Source organism: Hansschlegelia beijingensis (genome assembly GCF_045505405.1).
Lineage (GTDB): Bacteria > Pseudomonadota > Alphaproteobacteria > Rhizobiales > Methylopilaceae > Methylopila > Methylopila beijingensis_A.
On the sequence record NZ_JBJKEX010000589.1, the window covers coordinates 1 to 1,032 of the forward strand.

Sequence of the window (1,032 nt, forward strand, 5' to 3'; positions counted from 1 at the left end):
CGATCGCTGTAGCTCCGCTCGAACGGCGTGCGTCGTCTTGGCGCTCCCGTGAAGAACTTGGCCCATAGCGCGTCCCTCTCTGACGGCAATAAAGATACGCCATCACACCGTGGGACTAAACACCTAGGCCTCGCCGGTCGGTAACGGCTTGCCAACGGCTTGCCTTTAAGACTCCGCGGGATCGACGCAGGACGCGTCGGGGTTCGGGAGCCAAGGCATGGCGAATGGCAGGGTGAGAGCGCTCGTCGCGTGGATCGCGCTTGGGCTCTCCGGCGTCGCCTGTTCTCCCGCTCTGGCGGCCAACGCCACGGTCTCCGCCGTGATGGCGCCGGAGGGCTACGCGCGCATCGCCTTCGCTTTCGACCGGCTGCCGGGCTACCAGACGCGCCTCGTCAGCAACATCCTGGTGGTCAGTTTCGACGAGGCCGTCGACCTCGATCCGGCGCCCATATCGCGGGCGCTCGGGGCAATCGTGAGCGTGGTGCGCCGCGACCCGGACGGCGCGGCCGTGAGGATGGCGCTCAGCGGAACGGCCAGAATCGACGCCAAGGAAGCCGGCGACACGCTGTTCGTCGACCTGCTGCCGTCGAGCTGGGCGGGCATGCCGCCGCCTCTGCCGAACGACGTCATCGCGGCGCTCGGCAAGGAGGCCCGCGAAGGCCGGGCGATCAAGGCGGAGGAGGAGCGGCGCCGGCTTCGGCCGCTCGCGCCGCTCACTGTGTCGGGCGCGACCCATCCGACGTTCCGCCGGCTGATCTTCTCGGTGCCCGATAGCGTGCCGGTCGCGTTCAAGCGTGTCGGCGCCCGCGTAGCGGTCACGATCTCGGCCGAGATGGCGTTCGACGTCGAGGCCGCGCGCGCGAAGCTTCCGCCGGAGGTTGAACTCGAGGCGTCGCGCGCTCGCGGGTCGCTCACCGTCTATGCGGCGGCGCCCGAAGGCCGTGATCTTCGCGGCTTCCGCGACGATGGCGGCTTCGTTCTCGACATCGACCGGTCCGACGCCGCCCCGGCGGGAGCGGACGACGAGACTCG

1 pseudogene is annotated in these 1,032 nt (G+C 69.7%); it reads left to right on the forward strand.

Going from position 1 to position 1,032, the window contains the following annotated elements:
* Positions 1 to 217: 217 nt before the first annotated feature.
* A pseudogene (locus ACIKT0_RS18925) lies at positions 218 to 1,032 on the forward strand (hypothetical protein); the annotation flags it as partial.